17 protein-coding genes are annotated in these 15562 nt (G+C 36.3%); 16 read left to right on the forward strand and 1 reads right to left on the reverse strand.

The features are described 5' to 3' along the window. Positions 1-184: 184 nt before the first annotated feature. The 6 genes from vanR (at position 185) to OCV62_RS16115 (ending at position 5467) form a co-directional block, all read left to right on the forward strand. Complete coding sequence (gene vanR, locus OCV62_RS16090; RefSeq protein ID WP_055056055.1) at positions 185-880, forward strand: VanR-ABDEGLN family response regulator transcription factor; 696 nt, start codon at positions 185-187, stop codon at positions 878-880. An 11-nt stretch (positions 881-891) separates the two neighbouring features. Continuing rightward, positions 892-1398 carry a VanZ family protein gene (locus OCV62_RS16095; protein ID WP_055056054.1) on the forward strand — a complete coding sequence of 169 codons (507 nt, stop codon included), beginning with the start codon at positions 892-894 and terminating at the stop codon, positions 1396-1398. A 14-nt stretch (positions 1399-1412) separates the two neighbouring features. Next, positions 1413-2477 (forward strand): sensor histidine kinase, encoded by a 1065-nt coding sequence (locus tag OCV62_RS16100; RefSeq protein ID WP_055056053.1) that lies wholly within the window; start codon positions 1413-1415, stop codon positions 2475-2477. Between the two features lie 131 nt (positions 2478-2608). After that, positions 2609-3496, forward strand: coding sequence for an ABC transporter ATP-binding protein (locus OCV62_RS16105; protein WP_055056052.1), 888 nt, complete (start codon positions 2609-2611; stop codon positions 3494-3496). Position 3497: 1 nt separating this feature from the next. Further along, positions 3498-4736: an ABC transporter permease subunit gene (locus tag OCV62_RS16110; RefSeq protein WP_055056051.1), complete on the forward strand. Its 1239-nt coding sequence runs from the start codon at positions 3498-3500 to the stop codon at positions 4734-4736. A gap of 143 nt (positions 4737-4879) precedes the next feature. After that, positions 4880-5467 carry a hypothetical protein gene (locus OCV62_RS16115; protein ID WP_262587965.1) on the forward strand — a complete coding sequence of 196 codons (588 nt, stop codon included), beginning with the start codon at positions 4880-4882 and terminating at the stop codon, positions 5465-5467. A gap of 127 nt (positions 5468-5594) precedes the next feature. On the opposite strand, the gene OCV62_RS16120 is transcribed toward OCV62_RS16115, so the two are convergent. After that, the gene (locus OCV62_RS16120; RefSeq protein WP_005338314.1) at positions 5595-6842 is read right to left on the reverse strand and encodes an IS256 family transposase; all 1248 of its coding nucleotides are present in this window, start codon (positions 6840-6842) and stop codon (positions 5595-5597) included. Between the two features lie 28 nt (positions 6843-6870). Between OCV62_RS16120 and OCV62_RS16125 the strand changes: the two genes are divergently transcribed. The 10 genes from OCV62_RS16125 (at position 6871) to OCV62_RS16170 (ending at position 15484) form a co-directional block, all read left to right on the forward strand. After that, on the forward strand, positions 6871-7932 hold the full coding sequence (locus OCV62_RS16125) for a radical SAM protein (protein ID WP_330667438.1): 1062 nt from the start codon (positions 6871-6873) through the stop codon (positions 7930-7932). 123 nt (positions 7933-8055) lie between these two features. Then, the gene (locus OCV62_RS16130; RefSeq protein WP_242856411.1) at positions 8056-8196 is read left to right on the forward strand and encodes an Apre_1838 family putative sactipeptide bacteriocin; all 141 of its coding nucleotides are present in this window, start codon (positions 8056-8058) and stop codon (positions 8194-8196) included. A gap of 64 nt (positions 8197-8260) precedes the next feature. Next, entirely contained in the window at positions 8261-10036 is a 1776-nt protein-coding gene (locus tag OCV62_RS16135) for an ABC transporter ATP-binding protein (RefSeq protein ID WP_055056049.1), read from the forward strand. Between the two features lie 494 nt (positions 10037-10530). Further along, the gene (locus OCV62_RS16140; protein WP_055056048.1) at positions 10531-10860 is read left to right on the forward strand and encodes a winged helix-turn-helix domain-containing protein; all 330 of its coding nucleotides are present in this window, start codon (positions 10531-10533) and stop codon (positions 10858-10860) included. A gap of 187 nt (positions 10861-11047) precedes the next feature. Then, a complete protein-coding gene (locus OCV62_RS16145) occupies positions 11048-11656 on the forward strand; it encodes a hypothetical protein (protein ID WP_055056047.1) in 609 nt (202 codons plus the stop codon). A 365-nt stretch (positions 11657-12021) separates the two neighbouring features. Continuing rightward, complete coding sequence (locus OCV62_RS16150; RefSeq protein ID WP_055056046.1) at positions 12022-12654, forward strand: PBECR4 domain-containing protein; 633 nt, start codon at positions 12022-12024, stop codon at positions 12652-12654. A 552-nt stretch (positions 12655-13206) separates the two neighbouring features. After that, positions 13207-13563: a helix-turn-helix domain-containing protein gene (locus OCV62_RS16155; protein ID WP_025578817.1), complete on the forward strand. Its 357-nt coding sequence runs from the start codon at positions 13207-13209 to the stop codon at positions 13561-13563. Between the two features lie 26 nt (positions 13564-13589). Then, positions 13590-14045: a sporulation initiation factor Spo0A C-terminal domain-containing protein gene (locus OCV62_RS16160; RefSeq protein ID WP_025578820.1), complete on the forward strand. Its 456-nt coding sequence runs from the start codon at positions 13590-13592 to the stop codon at positions 14043-14045. Between the two features lie 639 nt (positions 14046-14684). Continuing rightward, on the forward strand, positions 14685-15230 hold the full coding sequence (locus OCV62_RS16165) for a recombinase family protein (protein ID WP_025578821.1): 546 nt from the start codon (positions 14685-14687) through the stop codon (positions 15228-15230). A 26-nt stretch (positions 15231-15256) separates the two neighbouring features. Next, on the forward strand, positions 15257-15484 hold the full coding sequence (locus tag OCV62_RS16170) for a DUF6870 family protein (RefSeq protein ID WP_158367294.1): 228 nt from the start codon (positions 15257-15259) through the stop codon (positions 15482-15484). Positions 15485-15562: the final 78 nt, after the last annotated feature.

Genomic DNA, 15562 nt, shown 5'->3' on the forward strand with positions numbered 1-15562 from the left:
TAGAGCTTTATATAACGATATCAAGAATTCTTAATAGGATTATAATTAAATAGCACGAAAAGGCAGAAGTGTTTGTATATATAAAAGTTCTTATGAAAATCTTAATAGTTTTTAATGAAAATCATAATGAATAAATAAAGGAAATTTGTTATAATTCAAATTATGGAAAGAGGGTGATGATGGTATGTGCGAAAAAATATTAGTTATAGATGATGAGAAGGATATAGCAAATTTACTGGAAGTTTATTTGCAAAATGAAAATTACATTGTTTATAAATATTACTGTGCTAAAGATGCAATACCTTGTATTGAAAAGGGCGATATAGATCTTGCTATTCTTGATATTATGCTCCCGGATATAAATGGTTTTTCCTTATGTCAGCGTATTCGTGAAAAATATACTTACCCCATTATTATGCTAACTGCCAAAATTGAGGAAACAGATAAAATTACTGGACTTACATTAGGTGCCGATGATTATGTGACAAAGCCATTTCGTCCTTTGGAAGTGGTTGCCAGAGTAAAAGCCCAGCTACGACGCTACAAAAAATATTCATCCGTTACAAGTGAAGAAGGAATAAAGCCAGAACTTTCATACAATAAATTACGATTGAACGTGCAGACACATGAATGTCTATTGGATGGTGAGAATGTGTCGCTGACTCCGACCGAGTTTTCAATTCTTAATGTTTTGTTGGAAAATGCCGGGACGGTTGTAAGCATTGAATATTTATTTCATGCAGTATGGAAAGAGGAATATTATTCAAAAAATAGCAGCACTATCACAGTGCATATCCGACATTTGCGTGAAAAATTAAAAGATACTTCTGATACCCCGAAATATATCAAAACAATTTGGGGAGTAGGTTATAAAATCTGAAAGGAGAACCCATGAAAAGAAAGCGAAAATTTGGGGTGTCAGTTCTTTTTTTGATTTATCTGGCACTTTTGGTTTGGATAATATTATTTAAGCTGCAATTCAATATCAATGATTTAGACACTGTAAGAAAGATAAATATTATTCCATTTTATTACGATAAAGAGATTGGAGTAGATTTTCACATAAAAGAAGTTCTTGAAAATTTATTGATTTTTGTCCCAATGGGCATATATCTGCAAATGCTTTTGTTTAAGAGCAAATCCTATTTGAAATTATTGATAATTGCTGGAATAAGTCTATTGCTGGAAATTACACAGTATATACTTGCTATTGGTAGTTCTGATATTACCGACCTGATTACTAACACAGCAGGCGGTCTTTTGGGTATTGCTTTATATTCTATTGTGGCTCGATTGCTAAAAAGTCGAGAAAAAGCAGATAAATTATTTTTGGTTATTGCTGTAATTGTGAGCACCTTCATAATCGGTCTGTTGGCACTTCTTTTATTTTTAAATTGATTGGAGGCGTGCTTATGAAAAAAAAGCAACTTACTACGGAAAAGCGGCTTGGAGTACAATTATATTTAGTACTATTTTTATATACTGTAACTGGTATAGGACTGGATATTTTGGCACAATTCATTTTTCCGAAATTCGATAGCAAAATTTTATCATGGCTATACTGGCGTATAGATATGATTTTTATTTTCTATCTAATCATTGGTTTTGTATGTATATTTAATTACTTCTGGAAAAAACCATGGGGATATTTGGATGAAGTTATTTCCGCAACACAGACAGTTTATGAGCAGAATGATCATCCTGTAGCATTGTCTGATCCCCTTAAAGAATTAGAGGAACAACTTAACCAGATTAAACTGTCTGTGTTGTTAAGCAAACAGGTAGCAAAAGAAGCTGAGGATAGGAAAAATGAAATTGTTATGTATCTGGCCCACGATATACGCACTCCCCTAACAACAGTGATTGGATATTTAAGTTTACTCCACGAAGCACCGGATATGCCTGAAAAACAGAAAGAAAAATATGTTCAAATTGCATTAAGTAAGGCTGAACGACTTGAAAAGCTTATCAATGAATTGTTTGAAATTACAAAATATAATGCACACACTGTCTCGTTAAAGAAAGAAAAGGTAGACTTACAGTGTTTGTTGGCACAGGTAGTTGATGAAATATATCCCTCTTTATCTGCAAAAGGCAATTCGGCTGCTTTTACGGTTGATGATGATTTAGTTGTATATGCTGATCCGGAAAAGCTGGCAAGGGTTTTTAGTAATCTTTTGAAAAATGCAGCGGCATACAGCTATCCTAATACAGAGATTATTATAACTGCAAAGCGTTGTGGTAATAGCGTTCAAATAAACTTTGAAAATCATGGGCGGACTATTGAACCTGAACAAATTTCTGGCATATTTGAAAAATTCAATCGCTTGGATGAAGCCCGCCTTTCTGATACAGGCGGTGCAGGATTAGGACTGTCGATTGCAGAGGAAATTATACGATTACATGGTGGAACCATTACTGCGTTTAGCGAAAATGAGATGGTGTCTTTTGTGATTATGCTTCCCATTTCTGATTAGGCATTTAGAAGTAAAATCTTAGGAATTTCTTAGGAGATTTTGTTCCATATCTTTGAGATTAAACTGTTTTTGTTCGGTACAATAGTTACTGAACAAGGACAGTTTTTTGTTTAAGAGAAAGGAGTACACCTATGGAATTAAAGATTGAACACATCAGCAAACAGTTCAAAGATAAAACTGCAGTCGATGATGTCAGCCTTACATTAACAACTGGCGTATGGGGATTATTGGGGGCAAATGGGGCTGGAAAAACCACTCTCATGCGAATACTTGCAGACATTATGACACCTAGTAGTGGTCGTATATCTTTGGATGGGAAAGACATTCATAAAATGGGAGCAGATTATCGCAATATCTTTGGCTTTTTGCCACAAGATTTTGGCTATTCCCGCGATTTTACGGTCAAAGACTATCTGGAATATGTTGCTGCACTAAAGGATGTGCCGCTCAGAGAAACCACAAAGAAAATCAACTATCTGTTGGATATTCTTACCCTTTCTGATGTGAAGCGAAAAAAAATTGCACAACTATCTGGTGGTATGAAACGTCGTGTAGGAATTGCACAGGCCATGCTGAATGACCCTAAAATTCTTGTTATGGATGAGCCAACAGCAGGACTTGACCCTGGAGAAAGAGTACGGTTTAGAAACTTCATTTCGGAATTTTCCCATGACCGTATTGTGTTGATTTCTACGCATATTGTTTCTGATATTGAATATATTGCAACTCGTAATGCGATTATGAAAGCTGGAAAGATTATTGATGTGGGAACAACAAGCGATTTGGTAAAACAGATTGAGGGGAAAGTATGGAGCTGTGCGATTCCTGCTCATAAGATGATGGACTATGAAATGCGTCTGAGGATTATCAATCAGCGAGGCGAGGACAATAATCAAATATCTATTCGTTATCTTGCAGAGCACTCCGAAGTAGAGGGTTCCATTCTTGCGGAGCCGCGTTTGGAAGATTTGTATTTATGGTTGTTTCCACAAGAAGATGTCGAAAGGGAGGAAAAATAATATGCGTTTATTTTGTTTAGAAGTAAAGCGTGTCCTGAAATCACGACGCACACTTATCTTAATTGCTGTGGCTCTGGTTATGTCTGTTGTTATGGCATATCTGCCGATTGCTTTTGAGTCCATAAATCGTCCAAACCCAGATGGAACAAAAACAGAACTTGATGGTATGGAGGCAATCGAATTTAAGCGTGATTTATATTCTGCTATAAATGGCGAAGTTACTCCAGAAAAAGTGAGTGAGGCTTTGAGAATTTATCAAAGTTTGATAAACGAATATGGTCCTATGGAAAGTGACACATTTCCGCTTTCTGTCAGTATTAAACAGATTGTACCTATTCGTCCATTGCTTAAAGCGTTGCCAGAACTATATGCTGATCCGTTAACTGGAATAGGACCTGATCTTATGGATATTGATCCAGAAGATGTTGCACAAAATTATTATCAGAAATGTGAAACTCATCTGGCAGATGTTATGAGGAATGAGCAACGCAATCATCCGGCCGCACAACAACAAGCCTTAGAACAATATAAAAAAGTCGATATGCCATTTCAACTTTATGCAGGATATTCCAAAGATGCGTTTGACTATGTTGAGCTTTATATTATGATTTTGGCAATTTTATGTGTTTCCATTATCACGCCTATTTTTTCTGGTGAATATCAATCAGGCGCGGATAGTATTTTGCGTTGTGCAAAGCATGGTCGTACCAGATTAGCTATTACAAAGATATTGGCTTCCAGTATGATTGTGATGGTTGTGTATACTATGTGTATTACACTGCACTTAGCAATTTCAGATATCACATTTGGAACAAATTGTTTACAATCTTCTGTTCAAATGTTGTTTTCTATTATTAACTTGCCAAACTGGGACTTAGCACAGATGCAGATTGTTATTTCGTTAGTAGGGTTGATATCTGTTTTAGCTTGTGTTTACTGTACTTTTTTTTTATCAGCAAAATGCAAAGATACATTGACGGTATTGTTGATTGCTATTGGCATAGTCCTTATTCCGACTTTTGCTTACACAGCATTAGGGGTAAATTGGATTTCAGCTATTTTTCCATCTGCGGGACTTGGTATGCAAAATAATTTTCTGTATCAACTTATCAATTTTAATTACCTACATATTGGGGGAATGAGTTTTTGGACACCGTATACTATATTAATTTCCGCATTGATTGAGATTCCTGTTTTCTTATTTCTTACAGTTCGAACTTATTGTAGGCACCAGATGTAAATATAAGGAAAAAGGGCTATATTCATAAAGTATAGAGGATTTATTACATCAAGTATCGAAATTGTTACATCAAAATATATTTTGGGGGATTTATTGATATAATCGGTTCATAATAAAAAATCCAAATGAAAGGAGTGTTTAGAGTGAAAGAGCAGAAAAAAATATCTTTAGAATCGCTGGTATCTGAAATCGAAAAAAATGGAAGAATTGGGCGCTTGGGTAAAGTTTTTAAGACAGAAAAAAATTATTATTTTTATGATACAGGAACTGGAAAAGTTGCCAAATTAAATTCGAACGTTTACATTGTACTGAAAAGTTTATTGGAGGGAATGCCAGTCGAAGATATTAAAAATCTTCAATTAAGTAAAAGTGAGTTTGAGGATGCAATTTCAGAAATTAAGTCGGCAATGGAAAATGAACATATTTTACAAGCTCCACCATTAAAAACGCTGACAGGTGATGCAGTAACAGAGTTAGATGATATTCTTGAAAATAAGGTTGAGAATGTTACTCTTGAAGTTACTGAAAAATGTAATTTACGTTGCAAATATTGTATTTATCATCCTTCTCATCCAGAATACAGGGCGTTCGGACATGAAAACATGAAATGGGATGTTGCAAAAAAAGCTATTGATTTTTTAAAAGAGCATTCCCAAAATGCAGAAAATAGGCACATTGGATTTTATGGGAGAGCGTTTCAAGTTTTGTGTAAACAGAAAAAACTGATATAAGATATGTCATTAGTTATCGAGGACAGAACCTGTTTTTCAGGGTTCTGTCCTTGTTTGTATTATAATGCAGTTTTAGGGCATGTCAAGCAGGACTGGCTGTGCCAGCCCTGCCTAGCATGCATTCTGCTTATAACCTTTCCAATCTTTCTTCGAAGAAAATTTCCAGCTGAGAATGGATCTGTCCCCAATCCTGACGGTGTCCCGTCCATTTCTTGGTGATATCTATCATGGCCAGATACAGCATTTTCAGGAGACTGTCATCGGATGGAAATACCGTCTTGGATTTGGTGACTTTCCGGAGCTGGCGGTTAAATCCTTCAATCGTGTTCGTGGTATAGATCAGACGTCTGACAGCTTCCGGATACTTAAAATACGTTGAAAGATTTGCCCAGTTATCTTTCCATGACTTTGCAATCTTAGGGTATTTCCCGCTCCATTTTTCGTCAAAGCTGTCCAGTTCTGCCAATGCAACTTCTTCTGTAGGAGCTGCATATACACGCTTCAGATCTGCCATAAGTGGTTTGATCTCTTTGTAAGAAACAAATTTCGTGGTATTCCTGATCTGATGGATTATGCACTGCTGGATTTCGGTCTGGGGAAATACTGCTTCAATTGCCTGTGGAAAACCGGTCAGTCCATCCACACACGCAATCAATATATCTTCTACACCCCGGTTTTTCAGGCCATTCAGGATGGAGAGCCAGAACTTGGCACTTTCATTTTGACCAACATACATTCCGAGGACATCCTTACGTCCTTCCATATCGATCCCAATCGCAATGTAAACAGCACGTTTTACAATCCGCCCCTCATTACGGGCATGGAAATGGATCGCATCCATAAATACAACAGCATACACACTTTCTAATGGCCTTTCCTGCCATTCTTTTACTATTGGCAGGATCTTATCAGTGATCCGGCTGACAGTACTGTCGGAGATCTCAAGATCGTATAATTCACGCATGTGGCTTTCTATATCGGCAGTAGTCATTCCTTTTGCGTACATGGAAATGATCTTTTCTTCCATGTCCTGCGTAATCGAATTCTGATACTTCTTTACAACCTGTGGTTCGAAGTCACCTTTTCGATCCCTTGGAATATCAATCTCCATATCTCCGTAACTGGTATGTAATGTTTTCTGGGAATGTCCATTCCTGGAATTATCGGTTTCTTTATTTCGATAATCATACTTGGAATATCCCAGTTCTTCATCCAATTCCTGATCAAGGGCACCTTCCAAAATGATAGACATCATATCCCGCATAATGGAATTAACATCTGTTCCATCTTTTACTTTTACATTGTTTTCTTTCAGGTAGTTTCCCATGAGTTCTCTAAGCGCTGCTTTTTGTGGTGAATCCTTTTTTCTTGCCATAAAATAAACCTCCAAACTGAGTAATTCTATCTTACATCAGTTTGGAGGTTTACACAAACTTTGGGATACTCCCTTTTATAGTGGAGAACCTTTACTAAATTTTGAACTTATTGAAAGAGCAGTTGAATATGCTAAAAAATTATTTGGCGAGGATATGTCCTTTGCAATCACTACAAATGCAACATTGGTAAATGATAAGATCGCAGAGTATTTTGCCAAAAATAATTTCAATATTATTATTAGCTTGGATGGTCCTCAGGAAATGCACGATGCAAATCGGCTTATGGTTAATGGGACAGGTAGCTTTGAAAAAACAGTTATGGGAGCAAAAAAACTATTTGAAGCATTCCATAAGGAAGGAAAGAGTTCTAAGATTGGATTTAATATGGTTGTATCGGGACCAGGTTATCTTGAACAGTATACAAAAATTCAGGAGTTTATCGAAAAAAGTGAATGGATTCCCAAAGACGTTATGATTTTGACTGCAACGGTAGATCATGGACCGTCAGAGAGTGATTACTTTTTACCGCAAGGAAAAGAAGATAGATGGTTTATGGAAGAGTTTTATGAACCTTTAATGAAATGGGAAGAAGTGTATAAATCAAATCCAGATAATACAGAAAAAACTTTGTTTACGGATGGTTATATGGATAAGGGAATGATGATTATACACAAACGCTTGTTGACAGAAACACCTATTCAACAGTATGGAATGAATGGATGCTGCGTGCCGGGACAAAGAAGGATTTATGTCACTACAAAAGGTGAATTTTTACATTGTGAAAAAGTAGGAAATATACCTTGTTTAGGCAATGTGAATGAGGGATTTGATAAAGAAAAAATTAAGAAACTTTATGTTGAAGACTTTATAGAAGAAGCAAAAGAGTATTGTAAAGAATGTTGGGCAGTTAATTTATGTACATTATGTTATGTTAATTGCTACGATGCTAATGGATTACATCTTTCATATCGACATAATTCATGTCGAAACGAAAGAAAGTATTTGGAAGACAATTTAAGACGATATCATGCATTAATGGAGGCAAATCCAAGCGAATTGGAACAATATAATGAAATGGAAATTCATTAACAAAGGTAAATACGTTTATATTTACATAGATGTATTTAAATTACAAAGAAAGGAGGAATCGTTATGAAGTTTGTAAATCCAATTGGAAGAACACCTGGATCAGGAGTGCAGCCGAGAGCATGCATGTGTACTGATGGATATGCAGGTTACAGAGGCAATGATGATGGTTGTGTTCATTGTGGCTGTGGCTGTGGTGGCGAAGGAGAGTATCGTACAGGTAACAGAGTAAATGCTGTTGCTACATTCCGTTCTAGTACTCTCTAAGAGGTAGTAAAAACGAAGGCGTAGTACTATATGTGCTACGCCTTCACTATATAGGAGAAAAATCATGCTAAAAAAAATAAAAAGGAATATTTTTTTGATTTATTATACGATAAGATTAATTTGTAAAATATGTAAAGCAAAATTTATTCTGGCATTTATTTTGTCTATAATAAATGGAATTCTTCCTGTTTCGTCCTTATTGGTAATGCAACAGTTGTTAAATGAAATACAAAACAAGACACAATCATATCAATATGTGGTGTATCTTTTGATTTTATATTTCGGGCTAATTATCTCGGAATCGCTTTTACAGAATTTAGCAAGCTATAATTTAAACAATTTAAACAATCATTTAGTTTATGGAATAAATTACATTCTTATGAAAAAATGTGGGGATTTATCATTGGAAATGTTAGAGAGAACAGAAACATATGATATGATAAATCGTTTAGAACAAGAAATTGGAAATAAACCATATCAGACCATGCAAGGGGTATTAGGCTTAGCATCTAATTTAGTTTCGTTATTTTCAGCCGCAATGATACTACTTTCATGGAATCCAATTCTTGTGATTATAATGATTGCTGTGTCAATATTAATGTTTATAGGACAAATTTATGTTGGTAATAAAGAATTTCTAATGAGATATGAGCGCAGTGGAAAAGAAAGAAAAGCGTGGTATTATACATATTTACTTACACATGATACAGCATTTAAAGAGGTAAAAGCATATGGATTAAAAAAATATTTGCTGGATAAATATTGTAGCTTAGTCAAAACTTTCATAAAACAAGCCAATGAAATTGAAAAAACCAGAGCTGTTTTAAATATGATTATTTCGTTTATACAAGATATAGTTTGTATAATTATAATGATTATTGCAATATATTTGGCTTACGTAGGGAAAAAAATGATAGGAACCACTATGTCATATTTAAATGCTGTGTCCATGATGCAAAATGCTACAAATAGCATTGCCTCTAATGTTTATTCTATTTATAACGCAAATTTATATATACAATTACTAAAAGATTTTTTAGAAATAAAAGAAGGGGAGAATGCGTTAGGTGGTACAAAAGTAGATAATATAAAGACAATTGAACTAAGAAACGTATCTTTCGATTATCCTCAATGTAAAATGGCACTATCTACCATTAATTTAAAAATTAAATCAAACGAACAGATTGCAATTGTAGGAAAAAATGGATCTGGGAAAAGCACTTTATTTAAAATTTTATGTGGGTTATATAAACCTACTAGTGGGAAGCTATTTGTTAATAATCTTGATTTGGAGAATATTGATGTAAAGAGTTACAGGAATTGTATATCTGTTCTTTTTCAAGATTTTTTAAAGTATGAAGGTACATTGGAAGAGAACGTTTATATAGGAGATATTAGTACAGAAGTCGATGAAAATAAAATTAAAAATTCATTGTGCAAAGCAAACGTTGATTTTTTAAAAACCGAAAGAGGATACGAACTAAAAAGAGGATTAGGAAATTGGTTTGATGAAGGAGGTCAATTATCAGGTGGTCAATGGCAGAAAATAGCGTTAGCAAGAACCTATTATAAAAATGCAGATTTATATTTGTTGGATGAGCCTAGTTCCGCATTAGATGTAACAGCAGAAACCAAAATTTTTAAGAGTTTTTTTGAGGTGAGTAAAAATAAGATAGCAATATATATAACCCATAGAGTAAAAATTGCACAGGATGCTAATAAAATAATTGTATTAGATGGGGGTAAAATAGTAGGTATAGGAACACATGCAGAGTTATTGAAAAATTGTAGTGTATATCAAGATTTATATAATCAAGAGAACCTAAAAAATAAAGGGTAATGCATGATGCCTACTCTCCTTTTGGAAATAGAGAGAAATGCTGCTGTTCTAACATTTCCCAACAATTATTTATAGGATGAATATTCGGTGGATATGCACAACTTTAAAATTAGGCGCTTGCATAAAACGGAACATATCTAATCTGAAAAGTAAGAAGCATATTCATATTATTGTGAACTTCTGTGAAAATTAACGCTCGATTGAAACAACTGAGTGTTTTCAATGTTTCCATCGGATTTAAAGTAAAATTCTGAGAGTTAATTAACTCTACGAGGAATTATATAAAATTCACTGTAAACGGCTGAAATAAACTATTTTTAGAAAATGAGAGTTAATTTTTCAGGAAGTTCACAATTATAGAAAAGATGGCAGAGATAGAAATTATGTAAAAAGTAAAAATAACTAAAAAAGTGCCGGATGTTGGATATTTCGTTCGGTATTTCTTTCTGGAATGGGAACAGTTAGAAATTTATAAATCAAGAGGAGGCATACAGATGAAGTATGTTTTTCCAGAATATAAAGAGAATGTAGTTTTGGGCGATGGAAAACTGCAGTTAAATCCAATGTCCTATCAGGTTATTTACGAAGGAAAGGAAATAGATTTAACGCCCAGGGAATTTGAAGTTCTGTATCTTTTAGCCCAAAGGCCAAATTGGGTTATTCCAAAGAAGAATATCTATTGTTCGGTCTGGGAGAGTAATTATTATGATGATCAGATTCCGTACAAAACAGTGGAACACGTAGTATGGAAGATACGAAAAAAGATGGGGCATGATATTATAGAAACATTGATCAATGTAGGGTATAGACTAAAAAAGATGTAAAGGCAGGATAGTGTGAGTAAAAGTTTTTATATTCTGATTGAATTTTTGGGAGATACGCCATATAATATTGGCAACTATAAGAAAGCGCGTACATACGTCATTTGACTAAATATCACGTTGTAACTAGAAATTGAGATAAACTCTTACAGAGCTTTTGTGGACTATCCAAAGAAAAAGGAGGCTGACTATGAACGTATATGAAGAAATAGATCAGGAAACAATGATGTTGCTTTTAGATTCCTTGTGTAAACGGACAGTGGAGGGAAAACAGATATGGGAAAATATGGAGTATAATCCTATTTCCTTTTTACAGAAAGATATTTATGAAAAAGAAGGTACCTGTATATCACAAATGTTTGAAGCAACGACAGTGTTCAATAACATTGAATATGAATTAGAGCTTTCAGAGTCAATCGAACTTCCGTCTGGCAAGGGAGATATTTTTGGAACAATTTCTTATGAAACAGAAGACGGAAAAGAGAATACGTATGATTTCTCTTTGTCTTTTGATGTAGAGAAATATGATGATGCGAATGCGGAAGAATTGCAGGGGATTTTTGGGAGCTCAATCATTGTACAGTTTACAGATGCAATAGTGGGAATATTTGAAAATTCAGATGCGGTAGCTGAGGGATTTGCTTATGCAAGATACTATCATCAAACAGGAATTGATTCGGAATGGGAAACCAATCCTCTTGTGAAACTTGGTGAGAAACTGATGCAAGAGCACGCAATGCTGGATTTTCATAAAATAGTATTGGATACAGCTTCTAGGGAGCGTTTATTGAAACGGTAAGTAACGGGTTATAATAAGATACAACCAATCAATTTTTTGTGGAAACTATTGATATTTCTTAGGGTATCGCATATAATATAATTAAGCCAAAAGGTTTCGTGTAGCGGCACGTAAAAGCTGTACTGTGCCCGGGCAGGGTAATTACTGGGACTATTTGATACTCGGAAGGGTATTACGCCCACACCAGGGAGATACGGTGAGTCCGCGCCGGGGACTCAATGATACCGGCGACATTTTAGACATTCGGAAGGATGTCGCGGCTGACAGCCAGCATAAAACCGCTTTTTAAGATTATGGGCACTGGATAACAAAAAAGTTGTCCAGTGCTGTTTTTTTATACTATAGTGATGATTGGGAAAAGATAGATGGGAAAACAACAGGATAGAGAGAAAATTGTACAGGAGATTAAAGTAGCTGCTGATCTGTATAGGAAGCATTTAGTAGGTAAAAGATTTCTATATGTATTTGAAGGCAGATATATTGAGGTGCTTTATAAAGCTGCCAATTTTAGGCACTTGACAGGTGTGGCCACGAACCTTTCAGCAAAAAAGTTTTATAGTTATGCAGCAAAAAAAATGCTTCAGGCTTCGCAGATATTTTTTACACCGCAGCACCCTTTTTCATTGTGTAAGCGTAAGATTAAGCATATCGGACAGATTGCAATGCTGGCTGGCTCAGAAGGATTTATGCTGGAAGAGATTGTCACAGACACGAGAACTTATAAGTTTGGCACAACAGATCTTAATTTTACTCTATGCTTAAATAAAGAGTATGATGATAAGGGGCAGCAAAAGGGCGATTGCTTTGTAGTAGAATCGCTGCGAGATGAAGATTGCTTCTCTAAAAGTAGAACAGCATATACAGTAACTCATATTTTTTCAGCACCGAATGATGCGAAAAAATATACAAATTTACTGTTTTTAGATGAAAATGCAACGATAGACGGTCTTCCAGATGAAATTAAGAACATGCTGGATCAAACTTTATTACATAAATAAAAATGGAGCGTACAGGTCTTGGCGTATAGAAAATACTGCAGGATCTTTTTGCGAAAGAATTTTTAAGATATGAGAGAAAAGAGGTGCTTTCTATATGGCTACATCAAGTATCCTTACAGAGCTTGTGATTGAAGACCCCAAAAAGGCAGAAGCATTTATTAACGCACTGGAAATGTCCAGTCAAGAACCAGTATGTAGCCCGTCTGCCCCGTCCATTCCCATATTAGATAGTGTGGAAGATATACGGAGGTTCCTGGAAAGAAAAAACAAATAAGCCTATGTATTGGCAAATATCTTAGATGAATAGAAGCTATTGGAGAGGAGTCGATATGTGACGTTCTCTCCTTTTTTATGCCTAAATGAAGAGATAATGCAGTGCTTTTTCGTAAATGGTGCAAAAATCGTTTTCAACTCGTTCAGATATAATAAATCTCTAAAACCAAAAAAGGAAAGAAATGGTAATGAAACAGAAAAATCTTGCCTCCATAGTCCATTACCAGGGAAAGGATTTGTAATTATAATAGAGCCTGTAATCAACGAGGAGATAAAAGAATGCAGAATGAACTTTGTATTGTAGCAGATGCAATAAAAGCCTTGCGGGAAGCCAGGGGGCTGACCCAGGAGCAGCTTGCGGAAAAAGCAGATATTTCCGTATCCCATCTGGCAAAAATCGAAACACATGCCAGGGCCATGGGCATGAAAACTTATATCCGGCTGTTGGAAGCTATGGATATTCCCATAAAAGAACACTTCATGCACATGGGTACAGCGAAAAAAGATATGATGCTGAAGGAAAAGATCTGGTATCTGGTACAGGATTGTAATGAATGGGAAACCAGCCTTTTGATTTATTCGATAGAAGGAATTAAAAAAGGGTTAAAGGAATATCAGCAAGACAGCAGGAAGTGAGAATACAGACGGGGAGGAAAAGGGAAATGTTATCAAAAGAAAAGGTGGAAGCAGTATTATTTAAAATGGGAATGCCGGCCAATGTGAAAGGATTTGGCTATATTGTAGACAGTGTTTTGCTTCTGGAAGAAGACAGCAAGATTAAAACGACATATCTGTATTTTAAGGTGGCCCAGCAACATGGCACGACAGGACAGAGGGTAGAACGGGCAATCCGTCATGCGTTTGATATTGTCCGAAGCTGCAGAGGTGATTATGATGTGGTGAACCATTATATCGGTTTTATTAACTGTGCCAATTCTCCTTCCTTATCCATGCTTACAATGAAGATACGGGAAGAAGCACTGGAAGTACAGGAACCAAAACCGGAAAAGAAAGAAGAAAACGTAATTACAGGAATTACCGAAGCCCGGCTTCTGGAGTTAATGCGGCAGGCATACACAGAATTCTGGGCAGATATGATTATCCGGTTAAAGAAATAAAGAGAAATGCAGACAGAAAACAGTCTGCCAAAACACATCAGGGTTATGGTGTCTTTTGGCAGGCTGATGTTTTCAGCCGGAGAGAACCTTGAAAACTGAATATCGGTATGGTGATATTTTTTTGAAACAAACGTGTCATTTCTGACGCTAAAATATAGAAATATCTTAAAGGACACAAAACATTTCGGCACATTCTATTTTGTATGATGCAGGGTCAAGAGCTGTGCGAAGATACATTTGTCCGCAGTGGCAGCAAGTAAGGCAGAAAAGAAGCGGATCAAACAAGGAATCGTAGAAGATGAAGGAAAAGTGTGAGCAGCGCCCAGACATAGGCTGTTGGTGGCAGGCAGCCTGAAAGCCGAATGATAATGATACCTTTGCATAAAAACACTGCAACCAGGGTAGCGTCTGGGACATGCTGCAGCGAGAAAGGGGGCTGCAGGGTGTCAGGCGGCCAGCCGGGCCGGTCCTACATGCTCCCGTTCACACCGGGGTGAGAAAATGAAAAAATCATGCTGGCAGGGAAAGCCCTGCCGGTATGGTGTGTGAAACAGGTTCATTTTAGGGCTATGGGGAAACAACAGGTTTCCTCATAGCCCTGGAATGAAAACAGGAGCAAAAGAAAGAGGAGGCAGAGCAATGAAGAGAGAGAGGTTACAGAAACTGTTTTCAGAAGATAAAGAGATCTTTCAGGGAGGAATGCTGTTTCCTACATGGATCTGCAAAGGAAAAGAAGAGATAGAAAATAGGAATATTCCCCAGCGTGCGGCAGTGTATCTGGATATTCCCATTCCCTGTGCCGGGCTTTTGTATTATGAAAAAGAAAAAAGCCTGCATTACTGTGAACAGCAGACATACCAGGTGGTTACTTTGTTGGAAGGTGTAGGGTGTGATTATTCCATAGAAAAAGAAAACTGGCAGAGGCTGGCAGTGCTTGCACGAAAAGGCATGATTGATGTGATTGTGGTATCCGGACTCAGTAGGTTATCCTATTGTCCGGAAGAAATTTTACAGACAATGGAAATGCTCCAGTCTTTTCAGGTACAGATAGATTGTATCGGTTATGGAATTTTAGACTATGCCAGACTGAAACAGTATTTAATGCACACCTGGGAGAAACAGGAACAGTTTGAGCAGGAGTTAGATGCGTATCTGTGCAGTTGCTGTACTAGGGAAAGGATATAATGCTCTCGCGGGCAGAACTGCTGAAGATGCGGGAAATGACGTTTGAAGACATTGACCCGAAAGAGATACAAGATGTAGAGAAACTGAATATTGATGTAAAAAAGAGCAAACCGGAGAAGATCCGGGAAATCCTGGAGTCCGGAAAGAATCCTTATTTTCTGAAATATAAGGGGATCACCATAAAGATTGGGTTTGCTTCTACCAACCGTACCATAGAGGAAGCCATAGAAAGCCTTGTGCAGATGAAATGGTAAAGCCACGACAGGGATAGGGAAGAATGCGGATTGTTGGCAGATTACAGGGTGGACAAACCTTCTGGACTATGGTAGGAT

Source organism: Gallintestinimicrobium propionicum, assembly GCF_025567525.1.
In the GTDB taxonomy this organism is placed as follows: Bacteria; Bacillota; Clostridia; order Lachnospirales; family Lachnospiraceae; genus Gallintestinimicrobium; species Gallintestinimicrobium propionicum.

Coding starts and splice junctions, on each gene's coding strand:
- vanR (WP_055056055.1), top strand. CDS start 185: ATGTGCGAAAAAATATTAGTTATAGATGATGAGAAGGATATAGCAAAT.
- OCV62_RS16095 (WP_055056054.1), top strand. CDS start 892: ATGAAAAGAAAGCGAAAATTTGGGGTGTCAGTTCTTTTTTTGATTTAT.
- OCV62_RS16100 (WP_055056053.1), top strand. CDS start 1,413: ATGAAAAAAAAGCAACTTACTACGGAAAAGCGGCTTGGAGTACAATTA.
- OCV62_RS16105 (WP_055056052.1), top strand. CDS start 2,609: ATGGAATTAAAGATTGAACACATCAGCAAACAGTTCAAAGATAAAACT.
- OCV62_RS16110 (WP_055056051.1), top strand. CDS start 3,498: ATGCGTTTATTTTGTTTAGAAGTAAAGCGTGTCCTGAAATCACGACGC.
- OCV62_RS16120 (WP_005338314.1), bottom strand. CDS start 6,842: ATGGCAAGAAAAAAGGATTCACCACAAAAAGCAGCGCTTAGAGAACTC.
- OCV62_RS16130 (WP_242856411.1), top strand. CDS start 8,056: ATGTGTACTGATGGATATGCAGGTTACAGAGGCAATGATGATGGTTGT.
- OCV62_RS16135 (WP_055056049.1), top strand. CDS start 8,261: ATGCTAAAAAAAATAAAAAGGAATATTTTTTTGATTTATTATACGATA.
- OCV62_RS16140 (WP_055056048.1), top strand. CDS start 10,531: ATGAAGTATGTTTTTCCAGAATATAAAGAGAATGTAGTTTTGGGCGAT.
- OCV62_RS16145 (WP_055056047.1), top strand. CDS start 11,048: ATGAACGTATATGAAGAAATAGATCAGGAAACAATGATGTTGCTTTTA.
- OCV62_RS16150 (WP_055056046.1), top strand. CDS start 12,022: ATGGGAAAACAACAGGATAGAGAGAAAATTGTACAGGAGATTAAAGTA.
- OCV62_RS16155 (WP_025578817.1), top strand. CDS start 13,207: ATGCAGAATGAACTTTGTATTGTAGCAGATGCAATAAAAGCCTTGCGG.
- OCV62_RS16160 (WP_025578820.1), top strand. CDS start 13,590: ATGTTATCAAAAGAAAAGGTGGAAGCAGTATTATTTAAAATGGGAATG.
- OCV62_RS16165 (WP_025578821.1), top strand. CDS start 14,685: ATGAAGAGAGAGAGGTTACAGAAACTGTTTTCAGAAGATAAAGAGATC.
- OCV62_RS16170 (WP_158367294.1), top strand. CDS start 15,257: ATGCGGGAAATGACGTTTGAAGACATTGACCCGAAAGAGATACAAGAT.